The organism is Geodermatophilus sp. SYSU D01105 (genome assembly GCF_054050095.1).
On the sequence record NZ_JBJGYR010000002.1, the window covers coordinates 263,069 to 280,966 of the forward strand.

16 protein-coding genes are annotated in these 17,898 nt (G+C 77.8%); 9 read left to right on the forward strand and 7 right to left on the reverse strand.

All coding sequences use genetic code 11. From position 1 onward, the window contains the following. Positions 1 to 38: 38 nt before the first annotated feature. Together ACI79I_RS02795 and ACI79I_RS02800 are read right to left on the reverse strand one after the other, a co-directional pair. Complete coding sequence (locus tag ACI79I_RS02795; RefSeq protein WP_456990748.1) at positions 39 to 1,556, reverse strand: malic enzyme-like NAD(P)-binding protein; 1,518 nt, start codon at positions 1,554 to 1,556, stop codon at positions 39 to 41. A gap of 35 nt (positions 1,557 to 1,591) precedes the next feature. Then, positions 1,592 to 1,870 carry a hypothetical protein gene (locus tag ACI79I_RS02800; RefSeq protein WP_456990749.1) on the reverse strand — a complete coding sequence of 93 codons (279 nt, stop codon included), beginning with the start codon at positions 1,868 to 1,870 and terminating at the stop codon, positions 1,592 to 1,594. Between the two features lie 226 nt (positions 1,871 to 2,096). Here ACI79I_RS02800 and ACI79I_RS02805 point away from each other — a divergent pair, with 226 nt between their 5' ends. Next, a complete protein-coding gene (locus tag ACI79I_RS02805) occupies positions 2,097 to 2,996 on the forward strand; it encodes a CPBP family intramembrane glutamic endopeptidase (protein WP_456990750.1) in 900 nt (299 codons plus the stop codon). 38 nt (positions 2,997 to 3,034) lie between these two features. Then, a complete protein-coding gene (locus ACI79I_RS02810; RefSeq protein WP_456990751.1) occupies positions 3,035 to 6,226 on the forward strand; it encodes a BTAD domain-containing putative transcriptional regulator in 3,192 nt (1,063 codons plus the stop codon). Positions 6,227 to 6,273: 47 nt separating this feature from the next. Here ACI79I_RS02810 and ACI79I_RS02815 read toward each other — a convergent pair whose 3' ends face one another. Genes ACI79I_RS02815 through ACI79I_RS02830 form a run of 4 tightly spaced genes read right to left on the reverse strand, consistent with a single transcriptional unit; the run spans position 6,274 to position 8,831 of the window. After that, positions 6,274 to 6,714, reverse strand: coding sequence for an SRPBCC domain-containing protein (locus ACI79I_RS02815; protein WP_456990752.1), 441 nt, complete (start codon positions 6,712 to 6,714; stop codon positions 6,274 to 6,276). 11 nt (positions 6,715 to 6,725) lie between these two features. After that, positions 6,726 to 7,523, reverse strand: a complete 798-nt coding sequence (locus ACI79I_RS02820) for a class I SAM-dependent methyltransferase (protein WP_456990753.1) — start codon at positions 7,521 to 7,523, stop codon at positions 6,726 to 6,728. Positions 7,524 to 7,569: 46 nt separating this feature from the next. Then, positions 7,570 to 8,355, reverse strand: a complete 786-nt coding sequence (locus tag ACI79I_RS02825; RefSeq protein ID WP_456990754.1) for a hypothetical protein — start codon at positions 8,353 to 8,355, stop codon at positions 7,570 to 7,572. Then, positions 8,352 to 8,831 carry a DUF309 domain-containing protein gene (locus ACI79I_RS02830; protein WP_456990755.1) on the reverse strand — a complete coding sequence of 160 codons (480 nt, stop codon included), beginning with the start codon at positions 8,829 to 8,831 and terminating at the stop codon, positions 8,352 to 8,354. Before ACI79I_RS02830 ends, ACI79I_RS02825 begins: the two co-directional genes overlap by 4 nt. Positions 8,832 to 8,993: 162 nt before the next feature. Between ACI79I_RS02830 and egtA the strand changes: the two genes are divergently transcribed. The 7 genes from egtA to egtE all read left to right on the forward strand — a co-directional run bounded on the left by egtA (position 8,994) and on the right by egtE (position 16,447). After that, positions 8,994 to 10,253: an ergothioneine biosynthesis glutamate--cysteine ligase EgtA gene (gene egtA, locus ACI79I_RS02835; RefSeq protein ID WP_456990756.1), complete on the forward strand. Its 1,260-nt coding sequence runs from the start codon at positions 8,994 to 8,996 to the stop codon at positions 10,251 to 10,253. Next, complete coding sequence (gene egtB, locus ACI79I_RS02840) at positions 10,250 to 11,566, forward strand: ergothioneine biosynthesis protein EgtB (protein WP_456990757.1); 1,317 nt, start codon at positions 10,250 to 10,252, stop codon at positions 11,564 to 11,566. Before egtA ends, egtB begins: the two co-directional genes overlap by 4 nt. Beyond that, positions 11,566 to 12,255 carry an ergothioneine biosynthesis protein EgtC gene (gene egtC, locus ACI79I_RS02845; protein WP_456944747.1) on the forward strand — a complete coding sequence of 230 codons (690 nt, stop codon included), beginning with the start codon at positions 11,566 to 11,568 and terminating at the stop codon, positions 12,253 to 12,255. The genes egtB and egtC overlap by 1 nt, the downstream gene beginning before the upstream one ends. 8 nt (positions 12,256 to 12,263) lie before the next feature. After that, positions 12,264 to 13,232: an L-histidine N(alpha)-methyltransferase gene (gene egtD, locus ACI79I_RS02850; RefSeq protein ID WP_456990758.1), complete on the forward strand. Its 969-nt coding sequence runs from the start codon at positions 12,264 to 12,266 to the stop codon at positions 13,230 to 13,232. 653 nt (positions 13,233 to 13,885) lie between these two features. Beyond that, positions 13,886 to 14,485 carry an RNA polymerase sigma factor gene (locus ACI79I_RS02855; RefSeq protein WP_456990759.1) on the forward strand — a complete coding sequence of 200 codons (600 nt, stop codon included), beginning with the start codon at positions 13,886 to 13,888 and terminating at the stop codon, positions 14,483 to 14,485. Continuing rightward, positions 14,466 to 15,281 (forward strand): anti-sigma factor, encoded by an 816-nt coding sequence (locus tag ACI79I_RS02860; protein ID WP_456990760.1) that lies wholly within the window; start codon positions 14,466 to 14,468, stop codon positions 15,279 to 15,281. Before ACI79I_RS02855 ends, ACI79I_RS02860 begins: the two co-directional genes overlap by 20 nt. 35 nt (positions 15,282 to 15,316) lie before the next feature. Continuing rightward, positions 15,317 to 16,447, forward strand: coding sequence for an ergothioneine biosynthesis PLP-dependent enzyme EgtE (gene egtE, locus ACI79I_RS02865; RefSeq protein WP_456990761.1), 1,131 nt, complete (start codon positions 15,317 to 15,319; stop codon positions 16,445 to 16,447). A 71-nt stretch (positions 16,448 to 16,518) separates the two neighbouring features. On the opposite strand, the gene ACI79I_RS02870 is transcribed toward egtE, so the two are convergent. Further along, complete coding sequence (locus ACI79I_RS02870; protein WP_456990762.1) at positions 16,519 to 17,889, reverse strand: 8-oxoguanine deaminase; 1,371 nt, start codon at positions 17,887 to 17,889, stop codon at positions 16,519 to 16,521. Positions 17,890 to 17,898 lie beyond the last annotated feature (9 nt).

Consider the following 17,898-nt stretch of genomic DNA (forward strand, 5'->3'; position numbering starts at 1 on the left):
CGGTTCCGCGGGGGACCGCCCGGACCAGGGGTCCTCCGTCAGGCGTCGTCGCCGTCGTCCTCGTTCAGCTGGACCGTGGCACCGGGCTCGGTGCGGGCCTGGTCGGCGACCGCGGCCGCGACCGCCTTGGCGACGGCGGGGTCGAAGACGCTCGGGATGATGTAGTTGGCGTTGAGCTGGTCGTCCTTGACGACGGCCGCGATCGCCTCGGCCGCGGCCAGCAGCATGCCGTCGCTGATCTCCCGGGCGCGGGCGTCGAGCAGGCCGCGGAAGACGCCGGGGAAGGCCAGCACGTTGTTGATCTGGTTGGGCAGGTCCGAGCGGCCCGACGCGACGACCGCCGCGTACTGGCGGGCCCGGACCGGGTCCACCTCGGGGGTCGGGTTGGCCATCGGGAAGACGACCGCGTTCTCCGCCATGCGGGCGAGGTCCTCGACGGCGAGCACGTTGCCCGCGCTGACGCCGATGAAGACGTCGGCGCCCTCGAGCGCGTCGGGCAGCTCCCCGCGCACGCACTCGGGGTTGGTGCGCTCGGCCAGGTCCCGCTTGGCCGGGGACAGCCGCTCGTCGTCGGGCGAGAGGATGCCCTCGCGGTCCCACACCAGCACGTGGCGGGCGCCGGCCTCGAGCACCAGGTGCACGATCGCCGTCCCGGCGGCACCGCCGCCGGCGACCACGATCCTCACGTCCTCGAGCTGCTTGTCGACCACGCGCAGGGCGTTGCGCAGCGCCGCCAGCGCGACGATCGCCGTCCCGTGCTGGTCGTCGTGGAAGACGGGGATGTCGAGCTTCTCGCGCAGCCGGGCCTCGATCTCGAAGCAGCGCGGCGCGGCGATGTCCTCGAGGTTGATCCCGCCGAAGCCCGGGGCCAGCAGCTCCACGGTGCGCACGATCTCGTCGACGTCCTGGGTGTCCAGGCAGATCGGCCAGGCGTCGATGTCGGCGAACCGCTTGAACAGGACCGCCTTGCCCTCCATGACCGGCATCGCCGCGCCCGGGCCGATGTCGCCGAGGCCGAGGACGGCGGAGCCGTCGGTGACCACGGCGACGGTGTTGCCCTTGATCGTCAGCCGGCGGACGTCGTCGGGGTTGGCGGCCAGCGCCAGGCAGACCCGCGCGACACCCGGCGTGTAGGCCATCGACAGGTCGTCACGGGTCTTCAGCGGCACCTTGGAGGCGACCTCCAGCTTGCCGCCCAGGTGCAGCAGGAAGGTCCGGTCGCTGACCTTGCGGACCTTGACCCCGGGGACCGACCGGAGCGCCTCCACCATCTCCTCGGAGTGCGCGGCGTCGGCGGCCGAGCAGGTGACGTCGACGGTGAGCCCGTCCGAGCGGCTGTCCACCACGTCGATGGCGGTGACCGCGCCGCCGGCGGACCCGACGGCGGTGGCGATGCGGCCGATCGAGGCCGGGTCGCCGTCGGCGGTGAGCCGGACGGTGAGGGAGTACGACGCCGAGGTGACCGGCCCGCGCGGCGGCGTGGCCGGCTCGCCCAGGTCGGTGTCGTCGGTGCGGGGTGCGGCGGCTGTGGTCTCGGTGCTCATGGCGGTGCCCATCGTCCCACCTCGGCCGTCGGCGGTCGCGCTTGCGGTCACATCGGTCGTGTGGGTTCCAGCACGAGCTCGAGCCCGCCGTCGGCCGCGAGCGCGACGCGCGCGGCGTCGTCCAGGGCCGGCCGCTGCGCGAGGTCGGCCACCGCTCGCTCGGGCCCGGCGGGGAAGGCCACGACGACCAGCCGCGCCGGCTCCGCCCCGGCCCGCAGGGACCACGCCGTCCCGCGCCGGCAGACCGCCGTGCCGCCCGGGGTCAGGGGGCGGGGTCCGGTGTCCCCGGCCGCCAGGACGGGGCAGCCGGTCAGGACGACGAGCACCAGGTCGGCGCTGCGGGCCCGGCAGCGGCTCAGCGCGCCCCCGGCCGGCAGCGCGACGACGGCGGCGGCGGGGACGGGTCGGGGCGCTGCATGCCGCCGACGCTCGCGCGGTCCGCTGGTGAGCCGCTGGTCGGGCCCGACCAGCGGCGGACCAGGAGCCGACCAGCGGCGATCCCGAGGCTCTCCGGCGATGGCACACCCCAGGACCCAGGAGCACCGAACCGCGATGACCACCACCCCGCAGCTGTCCCCCGCGCCGGCCGCACCGCCGCGCACCCCCTCACCCCGGGAGGAGGTCGGCGTCTTCCTCGGGACGACGGCGGCCCTCCTCGCCGGCACCACCGCGTTCGCCGCGTCGCAGGACGCCGACGTGAGCGCGATCGACCAGTCCCCGCCGCTGGTCCAGGCCGTCCTCTACGGCCAGGCGCTGATCCCGCTGCTGGCCGCCGTCCTGACCCGGCTGGTCACCGCCAGGAGCCTGCGGCGGCCCGGCTGGGGCTTCCGCCGCGTGCCGCTGCGCGTCCTGGGGCGGGCCTGGCTGTGGGCGCTCGCCACCACCCTGGCCGGCGGCGCCCTGCTGTGGGTCACCGGCCTGGGCGGCGTCGACACCGGCGGCCTCGGCCCGACGACCGCCCTGGGCCTGACGCTGCTGGTCGCGCCCTACGTGGTCCTGGCGCTCGCCGAGGACGTCGGCTGGCGCGGCCTGCTGGTCACCCGGCTGGCCGAGGTGGCCCGGCCACGCACCGTGGTGCTGGTCAGCGGCGTGGCCTGGGGGGCGTTCCACTGGCCGCTGGTGCTGTTCCTCGGTGGCGCGCCCGACGGCCTGCCGGTGGCCTTCGCCCTGCTGTGCACCACGCTCGGGACCACCGCGCTGGGTGCGGTGCTGGCCAGCATGCAGCTGCGGTGGGGCATCTGGCCGGGCGTGCTCGCGCACGCCGTCGCCAACGCCACCCTGTACCACGTGATCGCGCCGCTGACGGCCGAGCGCGAGCTGACCGCCTGGTTCTCCGCGGAGACCGGCCTGTTCGGCTGGCTGGTCCTCGTGGTGGGTGCGGCGGTCTGGCTGCGCACCTCCCCGCTGGTCCGGTCGGCCACGGGCGGCACGATCGCGACGTCGCGCCGCTGACCCCTGCGCAGCGCTGATCTCGCCTACCCTCCGCAGCCGTGGAGCTGCGGGTGGGCGTGCTGGGCCCGACACGCGTCACCCGGGACGGGAGCGAGCTGGACCTCGGCGGGCGCCGGCCCGCCGAGGTCCTCGCGTTGCTGGCCGCGGCCGAGGGGCGGCCCGTCCCCGCCGACGTCCTGGCCGACCGGCTGTGGCGCGGGGACCCGCCGGCGACCGCGGCCACGACCCTGCAGGGCCACGTCGCCCGGCTGCGCCGGCTGCTCGACCCGGGCCGCGGCGCCCGCGAGGCGACCGTGCTGGTCACCCGCGGGGCCGGCTACGCCCTCGTGCTGCCCCGGACGGCGGTGGACGCGCACGCGTTCGCCGACCTGGTCGGGGCCGCCGCGACCGCCGACGACGCCGGCGCCGCGCGGCTGCTCACCCAGGCGCTGACGATGTGGCGGGACCGGCCCTACGCCGACGTCGCGGACGTGCCCGACGTCGGACCGGTCACCGCCCGGCTGGAGGAGCTGCACCGGGGTGCGGTGGAGCGACTGGCGGAGGTGCGGCTGGCGCTGGGTGCCGGCGCGGACCTGGTGGCCGACCTGGCCGCGGCCGCCGCCGCGGAGCCGCTGCGCGAGCGCACCGCCGCCCTGCTGGCCCGGGCGCTCTCCCGGGCGGGCCGGCAGGGCGAGGCGCTCGACGTCCTGCGCGCCACCCGCGCCCGGATCGCCGACGAGCTCGGCCTCGACCCCTCACCCGAGCTGCGGGAGCTGGAGTCGGCGCTGCTGCGGCAGGACCGGGGACTGGCCCCCGCGCCGCCGCGGGCGGCCCCGGCCGCGGCGCCGGTGCCCGACGGCTTCGTCGGCCGCTCTCCCGAGCTCGCCACGCTCGGGGCGGCGTGGGCGTCGGCCGGCGCCGGTCGCGGCACGGCCGTGGTGGTCACCGGGGAGCCGGGCATCGGCAAGACCCGGCTGGTCGAGGCGTTCGCCGCGCGGTCGGGGGCCGCGGTCCGCTGGGGCCGCTGCGCCGAGATCGGCGGCGCTCCCCCCTACTGGCCCTGGCAGCAGGTGCTCGGCGGCCTGCCCGAGGCGCTGCCGGGCACGGACACCGGCGCCCGCTTCGCCCTCGGTCTCGACACCGCCCGCCGGCTGCGCGCCCTGGCCTCCACCGCGCCGCTGCTCGTGGTCCTCGACGACCTGCAGTGGGCCGACGGCGACTCGCTGCACGTGCTCGAGGTCGTCCTCTCCCAGCTGTCCGACAGCCGGGTGCTGGTCGCGCTGACCTGCCGCGAGGAGGCCACCGGGGACCCCGCCCTGGCCCGCGTGCTGGGGCTGGCGGCCCGGGTGCCGGGAGCGCGGCGGCTGGAGCTGTCCGGGCTGGCCGCCGGGGAGGTCGCCGCGCTCGTGGCGGAGCTGCGCGGCGGCCCGCAGGACGAGCGCACCGCGTCGGCCGTGGCCGAGCGGTCGGCCGGCAACCCCTTCTTCGTCACCGAGCTCGCCGCGCTGCCCGAGGGCGGCGGACCCGTCCCGGCCGGGGTGCGCGACGTCGTCCGGCTGCGCCTGGCTCCGCTGGCGGCCACGACCCGGGCCGCCCTGGAGGCCGCCGCCGTCGCCGGGCGCGACACCTCGGTCGGGTTGCTGGCCGCCGTCCTGGAGGGGGCGGCCGACGACGCCGTCCCCGCCGCCCTGCGCGCCGGGCTGCTGGTCGAGCCCGTGCCGGGGCGGGTCCGCGTCGCCCACGACCTGGTCCGGGAGGTGCTGCTGGCCGACCTCGGGCCGGTCCGCCGCGCCCGGCTGCACGGCCTGCTGGCCGACGCGCTGGCGGCCAGCCCGGCCGCGGCGACCTCCGCCGCCGCCATCGCCGTCCACCGCAGCGAGGCCGCCGCCGGAGCCCCCGACCCGGCCGCCGCGCGCGCCTGCCTCACGGCTGCCGCCGAGGCCCTCGACCGGGCCGGCGACGACGAGGCCGCCGCGCTGGCCGCCCGCGGGCTGGCCCACACCGGCCCCGGGGACGGCGACACGGGAGCCGACCTGCAGCTCGTGCGAGGGGCCGCGCTGCGCCGGCTGGGCCTGATCGAGGCCAGCGGAACCGCCCTGACCGCCGCCGCGGATCTGGCCCGGCGGGCGGACGACGCGGCGCGGCTGGCCCGGGCCGCGGTCACCTCGGCCGGCGGCGGGCTCGGGGGCTACTGGGCCACCTCCGGCGCCCTCGCCGCGACCGACGTGTCCCTGCTCGAGGAGGCCGCCGAACGGGCCGACGAGCTCGACCCCGACCTGCGGTCGGCCGTGCTGGCCGCGCTCGCCGTGCAGCGGGCGTCGGTGGGGTCGCCGGGCGGTCCCGAGCTGGCCGCGCGGGCGCTCGCGGCCGCGGGCGAGCGGCCCACCGCCCGGCCGCGGGCGACGGTCGCCCGCTTCGTGGCGCACTGGACGCCGGCGTGGGCGGGCGAGCGCCTGGAGTGGGCACGGGCGATGCTCCGGCAGCGGTCCGGTGACCCCGCGGCCGAGGCCACCGCCCTCCACCTGCTGCGCTGCGCGCTGCTGGAGACGACGCAGGCGGAGGAGTCCGCCGCGGTCTCGCAGCGCTTCACCGACCTCGCCGTCCGTCGCGGGGACGGCGACCTGCTGCAGCTCGACGCCTGGTGGCGGGCCGGCCTGGCGCTGGCCCGCGGGGAGGCGGCCCGGGCCCGCGAGCTGGCCGACGCGGCGGTCGCCGACGCGCCGACCACCTCGCCCGCGGCCGCCGACGTCACCCGGATGTCCCGGCAGACCATCGAGGGGATCGCCGCCTGGCACGAGCACCGGCTGCCCGACGTCGTCCCGGAGGTGGTGGACCTCGCCGCGACGGTCGACCCCGGCTGGCTGGGGGTGCTGGCCCAGGCGCACGCCCAGGCCGGGCGCCGCGAGGCCGCCCTGGCCGCGGTCGACCGGCTGCTGACCTCGCCCGGCGGCGGCACGCGGGAGCCGGTGCAGACCATCCTGCTCAGCGACGTCTTCCTCGAGCTCGCCGACGCCGAGCGGGCGGCCACCGTGCTGCCGGCCCTGCGGTCCTACGGCGACACCGTCGTCGTCCTGTGGCCGGGGACGACGGTGCTCGGCCCGACCGCGCTCTACCGCGGCGGGGTGATGGCCCTGCTCGGGCTGCCGGGCGCAGCGGCCGAGCTGCACCGCGCCCTGGAGCTGTGCGAGCGGTTCGGGTTCGCGCCGTTCGCCGCCCGGGCGGAGCGGCTGCTCGACCGCACCGGCCGCTAGTACGGGTTCCCGACCGGCCGGTGCACCGTCGGGTCCTGCCGGCCGGCTCAGCCCCCGTGCCGCGAGGTCCGGCCCTCGGCGCGCGCCTTGAGGCCCGCGCAGAACTGCCGGAACGAGGGGTTGAGGTCCGGGGTGGTGCGGCCGAGCAGGAACGCCAGCGGCCCGCTGTGGTCCTCGCGGACGGTGAGCACCGTGCCGCCGTCCTCCTGCTCGTCGAGGTGGTAGGTGCGTTCGATGACCGCCAGGCCGAACGGCAGGCCCCCACGCCAGCGCATGACCTCGCCGGGACGGATCTCGGTGACCGTCACCCCGAACGGGCGGCTGCGGATCATCGTGGCGTAGAGCGTGAGCCGCTCCCCCAGGGCGACCCGGCCCTCCACGCGGTCGACGCCGGAGTCCCAGTCCCGCCAGCCGCCGACGTCGACCAGGAGGTCCCACACCGCGGTGGGGCTCGCGTCGATCCGGGTGGCGGCCTCGAAGCTCCTCATCGCTCTCCCCTTCAGCCGGCCCGCACGCCGGTGGACTGCAGGTAGGTGTTGGGCACCACGATGCCGGGTCCGCCGCCGCGCGTGAAGCTGCCCCACATGTCGCTGAACTCGGCCTCCAGCGTCGCGCGCCCCGCCTCGTCCAGCCGCCGCCAGGCCACGTGCACCGGCGCGTACCAGTCGCGGTAGCGCTCCCACTGTGCCGCCACCGACGGTGCGGTGAACTCCACGGTGCGCTCCGAGTGCCGCAGCGAGCACTCCCCGAGGCCCAGCAGCGCCTGCACGCCCTCCGGCGTCCCCCACCGCACCGGGTCCCCGGTGGCGTCCTCCGGGTCGTGCCGGGCGATCAGCGAGAGCAGCCGGCCACCGGGTGCCTCGGGGCGCCAGGCGGTCAGTCCGAGCCGGCCACCCGGCCGCAGCACCCGCAGCAGCTCCCGCGCGGCCTGCTCGGGGTCGGCGGCGAAGACGACGCCGAAGGTGGAGACCACGACGTCGAAGGAGCCGTCCGGGAACGGGAGCGCGCAGGCGTCGGCGACCTCGGTGGCGAAGGCCAGTCCCTCCGTCTGCGCGCGGCGGGCCGCGTGGTCGAGCAGCTCGGGCACGAGGTCGCTGCAGACGACGTCGGCGTCGCGGCGGGCGGCGGCCAGGGCGGTGTTGCCGGTGCCGCCGGCCACGTCGAGCACCCGGTCGCCGGGCCGCACGCCCAGGTCGGTGACCAGCTGCTCGCTGGCCGGCACCAGGCGGACGCCCACGCGCTGGTAGTCCCCGGCCGCCCAGACCTCCCGGGTGCGCGCGGCGGTGGAGGCGGCCATGCCCGGCAGTGTGCTCCGCGTCACACGGTGGGGGGTAGGGGTGCGCTCAGCCGACCAGCAGCGCCCCGCGGTCGGGCCGCCGCAGCACACGGACCGCCAGGGCCGCGGCCACGACGGCGGCGGCCACCACCGCCGCGACGGTCACCGCCACCGGCCCGCCGTCGACCGCGACGGCGGCCAGTCCCCAGACCACCGCCGCCGCGAACGGCCCCGCCGAGACCCGGGCGACCAGGACGACCACGGCCCCCAGCGCGGCCACCGCCGCGAGGGCCGACACCGACCACGCCTGCGCTCCCGGCCCCTGGGCGGGCGCGCCGAGCGCGACACCCGCCGAGGCCACCTGCACCGCGGAGGCCAGCGTCACCCAGCCCAGCAGCAGGCCGGTGACCGCCGCCGGGAGCAGCCGGGCGAGCCCGGACAGGGGCAGGTCCTGCAGCCGGGCCCAGGCCGTGGCCGCCGCCGCGACGATGGCGAAGAGGAGGACCGCCGGGACCAGCGGCGCGCTGTCCCCCAGCAGCGGGAACAGCACCTCCCAGACGGCGTTGCCGGCGAACGCCGCGGCCAGTGGCCAGCCCGTCCGCCGGTGCACCGGGCGGTCCCGCTGGCCGGGCAGCGCCTGGTACACCGCCCACGCCAGCGCGCCGGCGAAGACCAGGCTCCAGATGGTGAAGGCATAGCCGGCCGGGGTGATCAGCGAGCGGGTCGCGTCGCTGACCTCGCCCACGCTCCGCCCGGCGACGACCGTCCCGAGCGGGCTGCCTCCGATCTGGGCGACCGCCGCGGCCAGCACCGCGGCCGCGCGCACACCGTCGCGACGTCGTCCTCGGGTCACGTCCCGGGGCTCCTCAGCCGGATCGAGGCGGCACGCACCTCCCGCCCGGCGGCCGCCTCGGCGGCCAGCGTCCGCGCCCGGTCGGCCAGGCCCGCGACGTCGAGACCGTGCGGCGGGTCGGCGGCGTAGCCGGCGATGTTCCCGGCCCCGCGGTCGAGGAGGGTGGCCGCGCCCCGCGCGTTGCCCCGAGCGGCGTGGGTCAGGCCCACCGCGAGCTGCGCCAGCCCCCGCCACAGCTGCCGCTCGAGCTCCGGCGCCGACTTCCAGGCGTCCTCGAGGACCTCGTGGGCGTGGAAGGGCCGGCCCGCGTCGAGCAGCCGCTGGGCCTCCGCCAGCGCCTCGGCCGGGGGGCGGACCACCCCCTCGGGGGCCCGCTCCTCGCCCACCGCCCCGCGGGGCAGCGGGCGGCCCAGCGCGTCGCGCGGGCGGGCGTTCCGGGCCCGGCCCGCGGCGTCCCGGTCACGGGAGGCATCCACCCGCCCATCTTCGTCCGAACACCGGGGGACGTCGTCGCGCGGGGCTTGTCCTGTCAGTGGGGGTGTGCAGGATGTTCGCCGAGGACGGCCGCGACGACGGGCCGCCCCCGCACCGACCCGCGGTCGACGTCGACCGGTCCGGACCTGGAGGGGGTGGGGCCCGTGGCCCCGGTCACCGAGCAGCGGCACACGGCGATCCTCGACCTCGACGGCGCGCTGGCGCACGTGGCCGACGCCGCGCTGCGCCCCGGACCGGTCGGCGCCGTCGGCCTGGAGCTCGAGGCGCACCTGGTCGACCGCGCCGATCCCGCCTCCCGGGTGCCGTGGGCGCGCGTCCGCGGCGTCGTCGACGCGCTGCCGGCCCTGCCCGGGGGCAGCCGGGTGACCCTCGAGCCGGGCGGCCAGGTGGAGCTGTCCGGGCCGCCGCTGCCCGACGTCGCCGGCGCGGTCGCCGCGCTGCGCGCCGACCGGGCCGTGCTCGCCGCGGCACTGGCCGCCGACGGGCTCGGGTCGGCCCCCGTGGGCGCCGATCCGCTGCGCCCACCACGCCGGGTCAGCCCCGTCCCCCGCTACGCGGCGATGGAGGAGCACTTCGCCGCCGTCGGCTGCGCGGCCGCGGGGACGGCGATGATGTCCGGGACGGCGTCCCTGCAGGTCAACCTCGAGGCCGGCCCCCGCGGGAGGTGGAGCCGGCGGGTGGCCCTGGCCCACCAGATCGGGCCGGTGCTGGTCGCCGTGTCCGCCTGCTCCCCCCTGGCGGCCGGCCGGTCCACCGGCTGGGTCTCACACCGGCAGCGGGTGTGGGGCGAGATCGACCAGGCCCGTTGCGGCCCCCTGCTGGGGGGTGCCGACCCGGCCGGCGAGTGGGCGCGGTACGCCCTCGCCGCCCCGGTCATGCTGGTGCGCGACCCGGGGTCCGGTGGCGCCGTCCCGGTCCGGGGGCGGGTGCCCTTCGCCGACTGGGTCACCGGCGCGGCTCCACTGGGCGGGCGGTCCCCCACGACCGCCGACCTCGACTACCACCTGACCACGCTCTTCCCCCCGGTCCGGCCGCGCGGCTGGCTGGAGATCCGCTACCTCGACGCCGCTCCGGAGCCCTGGTGGCCGGCGCTGGCCGCGGTCACGACCACCCTGCTCGACGACCCGGTCGCGGCCGGGCGCGCCGCGGCGGCCACCGAACCGGTCGCCGGCGCGTGGGACCGCGCCGCCCGGCTCGGGCTCACCGACCGGGCCCTGCACGCCGCGGCCCGGACCTGTCTCGCCGCCGCGTGCGACGCCGCCCCCGCACCCCTGCGGGGGGAGGTGACCGCCCTCGCCGACCTCGTCGACCGCGGCGGCAGCCCCGGCGACTCCCTGCTCCGCAGCGCCCGCACCGGCGGCCCCGCCGCCGCACTCCTCTCAGCCACGGAGGCCCCTCGATGAGCGCCCTGCCCGAGATCCTCGCCCGCGAGCTGACCGCCGCCCGGGCGCGCACGCTGCTGCTCACCGACCACGACGAACCCGAGCTGCTGCGCCAGCACACGCCGCTGCTCAGCCCGCTGGTCTGGGACCTCGCGCACATCGGCCAGCAGGAGGACCTCTGGCTGCTGCGCCGAGGGGACGCCACCCGCCCGGGCCTGCTCCCGGCCGACGTCGAGGCGCTCTACGACGCGTTCACCCACCCTCGCGCCGTCCGCTCCCGGCTGCCGTTGCTGCCACCGGTCGAGGCGCGGGCGTTCTGCGGCGAGGTGCGCGGCCGCGTCCTGGACCGGCTGGACCGGCTCGGTGCCGATGACGACCCGTTCGACTTCGCCATGGTCGTCAGCCACGAGCAGCAGCACGACGAGACGATGCTGCAGGCGCTGAACCTGCGTCCCGGCCCACCGCTGCTCGGCGCCGGCACGCCACTGCCGGCGGGCCGCCCCGGGGTGGCCGGCACGTCGGTGCTCGTCCCGGGCGGGGAGTTCGTCCTCGGCGTGGACGCCGCCGAGGAGCCGTTCTCCCTGGACAACGAGCGGCCCGCGCACGTGGTCGACGTCCCGGCCTTCCGGATCGGGCGGGTGCCGGTGACCAACGCCGAGTACGCCGCCTTCGTCGCCGACGGCGGCTACGCCCAGCCCCGGTGGTGGTCGGAGCGGGGCTGGGCGCACCGGGTCGAGGCCGGGCTGGAACGGCCGCAGTTCTGGGGGCCCGACGGCACCCGCACCCGGTTCGGCGTCGCCGAGGAGCTGCCCCCGGACGAACCGGTCCAGCACGTCACGTTCTTCGAGGCCGAGGCGTACGCCGCCTGGGCCGGGGGCACCGGCGCCGTGGCCCCGGGGGCGCGGCTGCCCACCGAGGTGGAGTGGGAGAAGGCCGCGGTCTGGGACGCCGCCACAGGCCGGCGCCGCCGCTTCCCGTGGGGCTCGGCCGAGCCGACGCCGGCGCTGGCCAACCTGGGCGGGACCGCCCTGCGCCCGGCGCCGGTCGGCGCCTACCCGGCCGGCGCCTCGGCCTACGGCGCCGAGCAGCTCCTGGGTGACGTCTGGGAGTGGACCTCCTCGGACTTCCTCCCCTGGCCCGGCTTCCGGCCGATGCTCTACGCCGACTACTCGGCGCCGTTCTTCGGTGGGGACCACAAGGTGCTGCGCGGGGGCTCCTGGGCGGTCGCGCCCTCGATCCTGCGGCCGAGCTTCCGCAACTGGGACCACCCGGTCCGCCGGCAGGTCTTCAGCGGCGTCCGGCTGGCCTGGTCGGTCGACGGGGCGTCCACCTGATGTGCCGGCACCTCGCCTGGCTGGGCCGGCCGCGGACCCTGGCAGCACTCGTGCTCGAGCCGCCGTCCTCCCTGCTGGTGCAGTCCTGGGCGCCGCGCCGGCAGCGGTACGGCACGGTGAACGCCGACGGCTGGGGAGTGGGCTTCTTCGTGCCCGGTCGCGCGGAGCCGGCGCGCTGGCGCTCCCCGCGGCCGATGTGGGCCGACCCGTCGTTCGCCTCGGTCGCGCCGGTGCTGTCGTCGGGGTGCGTGGTGGCGGCCGTCCGGTCCGCCACGGTGGGCATGCCCCTGGAGGAGAGCGCCGTCGCGCCGTTCACGGACGGCCGGTGGCTGCTGTCGCACAACGGCCGGGTGGACCGGTCGGTGCTGCCGCCGGTGCGGGACGCCGAGTCCACCGTCGACAGCGCGCTGCTGGCGGCCCTGGTCTTCGCCCGGGGCCCGGATGCGCTGGGAGCCACCGTGCTCGAGGTCGGTGCCGCAGACCCGGGCGCCCGGCTCAACCTGCTGGCCGCCGACGGCACCCGGCTGCTGGCCACCACCTGGGGCGACACGCTGTCGGCGCTGGTCACTCCTGACGGGACGGCGCTGGCCAGCGAGCCCTGGGACGACGACCCGGCGTGGACCGACGTGCCCGACCGCTCCCTCGTCGAGGTCACCCCCGACGGCCTGACCCTGACCCCGCTCGCCTGAGGAGACCCGTGTCGATCTCGCTGACCACCCACCTCGCCCCGGAGACCGCCGCGGAGGCGCTGCGCGCCGACGCGCTGGCGGGGCTCACCGCGACGCCGAAGTCGCTGCCGCCGCGGTGGTTCTACGACGCGCGCGGCAGCGAGTTGTTCGACGAGATCACCCGGCTGCCGGAGTACTACCCGACCCGCGCCGAGCGGGCGATCCTCACCGCCCGTTCCGGGGAGGTCGCCACCGCCTCGGGTGCAGAGGTCCTGGTGGAGCTGGGCAGCGGGACGTCGGAGAAGACCCGCCTGCTGCTCACCGCGCTGCGCCAGGCCGGCACGCTGCGCCGGTTCGTGCCCTGCGACGTCGACCCGTCGGTGCTGCGCGCGGCGGGGGCCGCCATCGAGACGGAGTTCCCGGGCGTGGAGGTCGAGGCGGTGGTCGGCGACTTCACCCGGCACCTGACCGAGCTGCCCCGCTCCGGCCGCCGCCTCGTGGCGTTCCTCGGCTCGACGATCGGCAACCTCGAGCCCGGGCCGCGGGCGGAGTTCCTCGCCGAGCTCGCCGGCACCCTCACGCCGGGCGACTCCTTCCTGCTCGGCACGGATCTAGTCAAGGACCCCGCCCGCCTGGTCCGCGCGTACGACGACGCGGCCGGCGTGACCGCGGAGTTCAACCGCAACGTGCTCGCGGTGCTCGACCGCGAGCTCGGCGCCGACTTCGACCTCGACGCCTTCGAGCACGTGGCGGTGTGGGACGCCGACCAGGAGTGGATCGAGATGCGGCTGCGGTCGCGCGCCGCCCAGGTGGTGCGGGTACCCGCGCTCGACCTCGACGTCCCGTTCGCCGCGGGCGAGGAGATGCGCACCGAGGTGTCGGCGAAGTTCCGCCGCGACGGGGTGGCGCGCGAACTGGCCGCCGCGGGCCTGTCGATGACGCACTGGTGGACCGACCCGGACGGCGACTTCGCGCTCTCCCTGTCCGTCCCGGCCTGAGCCCGTCGACCGGCGCCGCCCCACCACGTCGGTCCCGGGAGGCTCGTGCTCTGCATGCCCCTCGCAGGCAGAGCACGAGCTCCTCGGGAACACCTCGACCGACGCTGCATCCGCCGGACGGGAGCGTCCGGAAGGAGGGGTGACAAGGCACCCTCGACCCGGGAGGAACCGTCCCGTGTTCCGCAGCCACACCTCCCCCGCCATCGCCGTCGGCGGAGCTCCCGGCGCCGCGTCCGGCCTCGGCGTCGCTCCGGCGACGGCCGCAGACGGTGTCGCCGTCCACCGGCCCCCACCGATGCGGTCCTGACCCGCCCCCGGGGAGGGAGGTCGGCCATGTGCTCCGGGGCCCGGGGCCGGGCGCCCGAGGTCGGCACACCGGCCGCCCGGGCGCTGAGCCCGGCCCCGACCGGGACAGCGGTCGCGCAGGCCCTTCCCGCACCGACCCCGTCGGTGCCGCCGCCGGCCTCCTCGACGGCGGCACCGACGGTTCCTCCGCCGACCGGTCCGGAGACGCCCGGCACCCCAGCCGGGGTGCGGGACGACGCGTACGTGCGCCTCACGGACGACGTCGACCGGGAGAGGTCGTCCGTCCCCGGGGCCCTCCCGTGACCGGGCTGCTGAACCGGCGCCGCGCAGGGCCTAGGGTCGGGCGTGTGACCACGGACGCCGGGCCACTGCCGGGGGCCACCCCGGAGCCGGACGACGCCGAGATCGCCCGCCGGTTCGCCGCCGGCGACGAGCAGGGGCTGGCCTGGGCCTACGAGCGTTTCGCCGGCCAGGTCCACGGCATGGCGGTGCGCGCCTTCGGCCCCGGGCCCGACGCCGAGGACGTCACCCAGCAGACCTTCATCTCCGCCTGGACCGGCCGCGCCGGCTACCGCCCCGAGCAGGGGCCGCTGCCGGCGTGGCTGGTGGGCGTCTGTCGGCACAAGATCGCCGACACCTGGGCCCGCCGGGACCGGCAGCGGCGCACCACCGAGGCGGCCATGGCCCAGGCGCAGTCCGCGCCGGACCCCGGTGGCCCCCTGGTGGACACCACCGTCGCCGATCGGGTGCTGCTCCTCGACGAGTTGGACCAGATCGGCCAGCCCCAGCGCGGGATCATCGAGCTGGCCTTCTTCGAAGACCTCACCCACGCCCAGATCGCCGCCCGCACCGGGCTGCCCTTGGGCACGGTCAAGAGTCACATCCGGCGCACCCTCGAGCGCCTGCGCACCCGGCTGGAGGTGGACGGTGCCGCACTGCACGCCTGAGCAACTCGCCCTGGCCGCGCTCCGCGAGCCACTGCCCGCGTCCGACGCCGCGCACCTCGAGTCCTGCGCCCAGTGCCGCGCCGAGGTCGCCTCGCTGCGGCGCGGGGTGGACGCGCTCGCCGTTCCGCAGCTGGCCGCCCCCGGCGCTCCGGTCCCGCCGCCGCCGGCGGTCTGGGCGGGGATCGCCGCGGCGACCGGGGTGTCCGTCGCGCCGCGTCCCGAGGCCCTTGCCGGGGCGTCCCCACCGGTCAGCGCGGTTCCGCCGCTCGACGCTGCTCCGGCGGCCGCGGGAGGCGAGCCCGCCCCGGGAGCCGAGCCGGCCGACTCCGGGCCGCCGGCTCCGGTTCCCCGCCTGCGCCCGCGCCGCTCCCGGCTGGTGCTGGCCGCCGCGGCCGCCCTCGTCGTCGGCGCGGGCATCGGCGCGGGCACCGTGGCCCTCGGCACCCGCAGCGGTGAGGGGCTCACGGTCGCCGCCGCCGCCCTCGACCCGCTCGACGCCAGCGGCGCGTCGGGTGAGGCGCGTGTGATCGAGCGCAGCGACGGCAGCCTGGTGCTGTCGGTCGACCTCAGCGCCGCCGAACTGCGCGGCGAGTACTACGAGGTGTGGCTGCTGGACCGGTCGGTCTCCCGCCTGATGGCGATGGGCGTCGTCCGCGGCGGCGACACCGCGGTGTTCGAGCTGCCTCCGGGCCTGGACCTCGGCGAGTACCCGGTGGTCGACGTCTCGGTCGAACCCCTCGACGGCAACCCGGCCCACTCCGGCGTCTCGGTGGCCCGCGGGGACCTCGACACCTGACCGGTCCGGTCGCCGGGCTCGCCTAGCGTGGTGCCGTGACCGTGCTCGACCCCACCCTCGTCCACAAGGACCTCGGTGCCTCGTGGCGCTCCGCCCGCCCCCGCCCGGCCGGGCGCCACCTGGACACCGCCGCCTGCAGCCGGCAGAGCCACCGCGTGCTGGAGGCCGTCGCCCACCACGCCCGGCACGAGGCCGAGCTCGGCGGGTACGTCGCCGAGGCGACCGCCGAGGACCTGCTGCAGCAGGGCCGCTCGGTGATCGGCGGCCTGGTCGGGATGGCCGCGGCCGACGTCGTCTTCGTGGAGTCCGCGCAGGCCGCCCTGGTCGCCCTGCTCGGCGGCTGGCGCCTGCCCGCGGGGTCGCGGGTGGCCTGCCTGCCCGGCGAGTACGCGCCCAACGCCGCCCAGCTGCGCGCCGCCGGTCTGGTCCCCGAGCCGCTGCCGGTCGACGACCTCGGCCGGGCCGACCTTGACGGGCTGGCCCGCCTGCTGGCCACCGATCCCCCGCGGGTGGTCCACCTGACCCACATCGGCAGCCACCGCGGCATCGTCCAGCCCGCCGCCGAGGTGGCCGCGCTGTGCCGCTCGGCCGGCGTGCCGCTGGTGCTGGACGCCGCACAGTCGCTGGGCCACGTCGACACCGACGTGGGTGCCGACGTCGTCTACGCCACCTCCCGCAAGTGGCTGGCCGGCCCGCGCGGCGTGGGGGTGCTGTGCGTCCGGCCGGCGATCACCGCGGAGCTCAGCCCCGCACTGCCCGCGCCGGCCGACCTGCCGCCGCTGCGGGCGCTCGAGTCCGGGGAGGCGCACGTGGCCGGGCGGGTGGGGCTGGTGCTGGCGGTGGGCGAGCACGTGGCGGCCGGGCCGGTGCGGGTGCGGGAACGACTGGCCGCGCTCGGGCGGGCCGCCCGGGAGGTGCTGGAGGGCGCGGCCGGCTGGCGGGTGGTCGAGCCCCTGGACGAGCCGACCGCGACCACGACGCTGCGCCCACCCGACGGCGTCGACGTCGTCACCACCCGGGCGCGGCTGCTGACCGAGCACGGCATCGTGACCACGGCGATCGGGCGCGAGCGGGCGCCGGGGGAGATGACCGGGCCGGTGCTGCGCGTCTCCCCGCACCTGGACGCCACCCTCGACGACCTCGACGCCCTCGCCTCCGCCCTCTGACGACGAGCGGTATCGGAAGCGACACCCACGTCACGAGCGCCGCGACGCGGGTGTCGCTTCCGACACCGACGTCAGTCGGCGGCCTGCACCCGGGCCGCCACCCGGGCGTGGACGGCGAGCTGCTCGTCGAGCGCGGGGTGCGCAGGGACGCCGTCCTCCACGACGAGCCGCCCGGCGACGACGGTGTGCCGCGCCGCCACCGGCCCGCAGCGCAGCCAGGCCTCCAGCGGGTCCGACAGCGCGCCGGCGAACGCGACGCCCGACAGCGGCCACACCACCAGGTCCCCGCACGCGCCGACCGACAGCTGGCCGATCTCCCCCACCCGGCCGAGGCACGCCGCCCCGCCGCGGGTCGCCAGCTCGAGCGCGTCCCGGGCGGAGAAGGCGCCCGCGCCGTGCCGCAGCTTGCCCTGCAGCATCGCCGTCCGGGCCTCCAGCCACAGGGACGCGGAGTCCGCGGACGCCGAGCCGTCCACACCCAGGCCCACCGGTGCGCCGGCCGCGCGCAGCTCGGCCACGGGCGCCAGCCCGCTGCCCAGGATCATGTTGGACGACGGGCAGTGCGCCGCCCCGACCCGCGCCGCGCCGAGCCGGGTGACCTCCTCGGAGGACGGCCACACCACGTGTGCCAGCCACACCCGGTCGCTCATCCAGCCGACGTCGGCCAGGTGGTCGACGGGCCGCCGGCCGAAGGTGGCCAGGCAGAAGGCCTCCTCGTCCTGCGTCTCGCACAGGTGGGTGTGCAGCCGCACGTCCAGCGCCTCGGCCAGCTCCGCGGTGCGGGTCATGAGCGAGGGCGAGACGCTGAACGGGGAGCAGGGAGCCAGTGCGATGCGGGTCATCGCGGACGGCGAGCGGTCGTGGTGCAGCCGCACGAGGCGCTCGGAGTCGGCCAGGATCTCGTCCTCGTCCTGGACGACGGAGTCCGGGGGCAGCCCGCCGTCCTTGACCGACAGGGACATCGAGCCCCGCGTGGGTGAGAACCGCACGCCCAGGTCGCGGGCCGCCGCGACCTCCGCCGAGATGAGGTCCCCGCCGCCGCGCGGGTGCACGTACAGGTGGTCGGTGGAGGCGGTGCAGCCCGACAGCGCCAGCTCGGTCAGCCCCACGTAGGCGCTGACGTAGGCCGCCTCCTCGTCCAGCCGCGCCCATAGGGGGTAGAGGGTGACCAGCCAGTCGAACAGCCCGCCGGCCAGCGCGGGGGCGTAGGCCCGGGTGAGGTTCTGGTACAGGTGGTGGTGGGTGTTGACCAGGCCCGGGGTGACCAGGCAACCGCGGGCGTCGATCCGGCGGGTGGCGGCCGGCCGGGGGTCCGTGGGCCCGCCGATCCCGCTGACCACCCCGTCGGTGACCGCCACCCAGCCCCCGGCGATCTCGCGGCGGGCGTCGTCGACGGTGGCCAGCAACTCGGCGTCGTGCACGAGGAGGTCTGCGGTTCGCACCTCGGCATC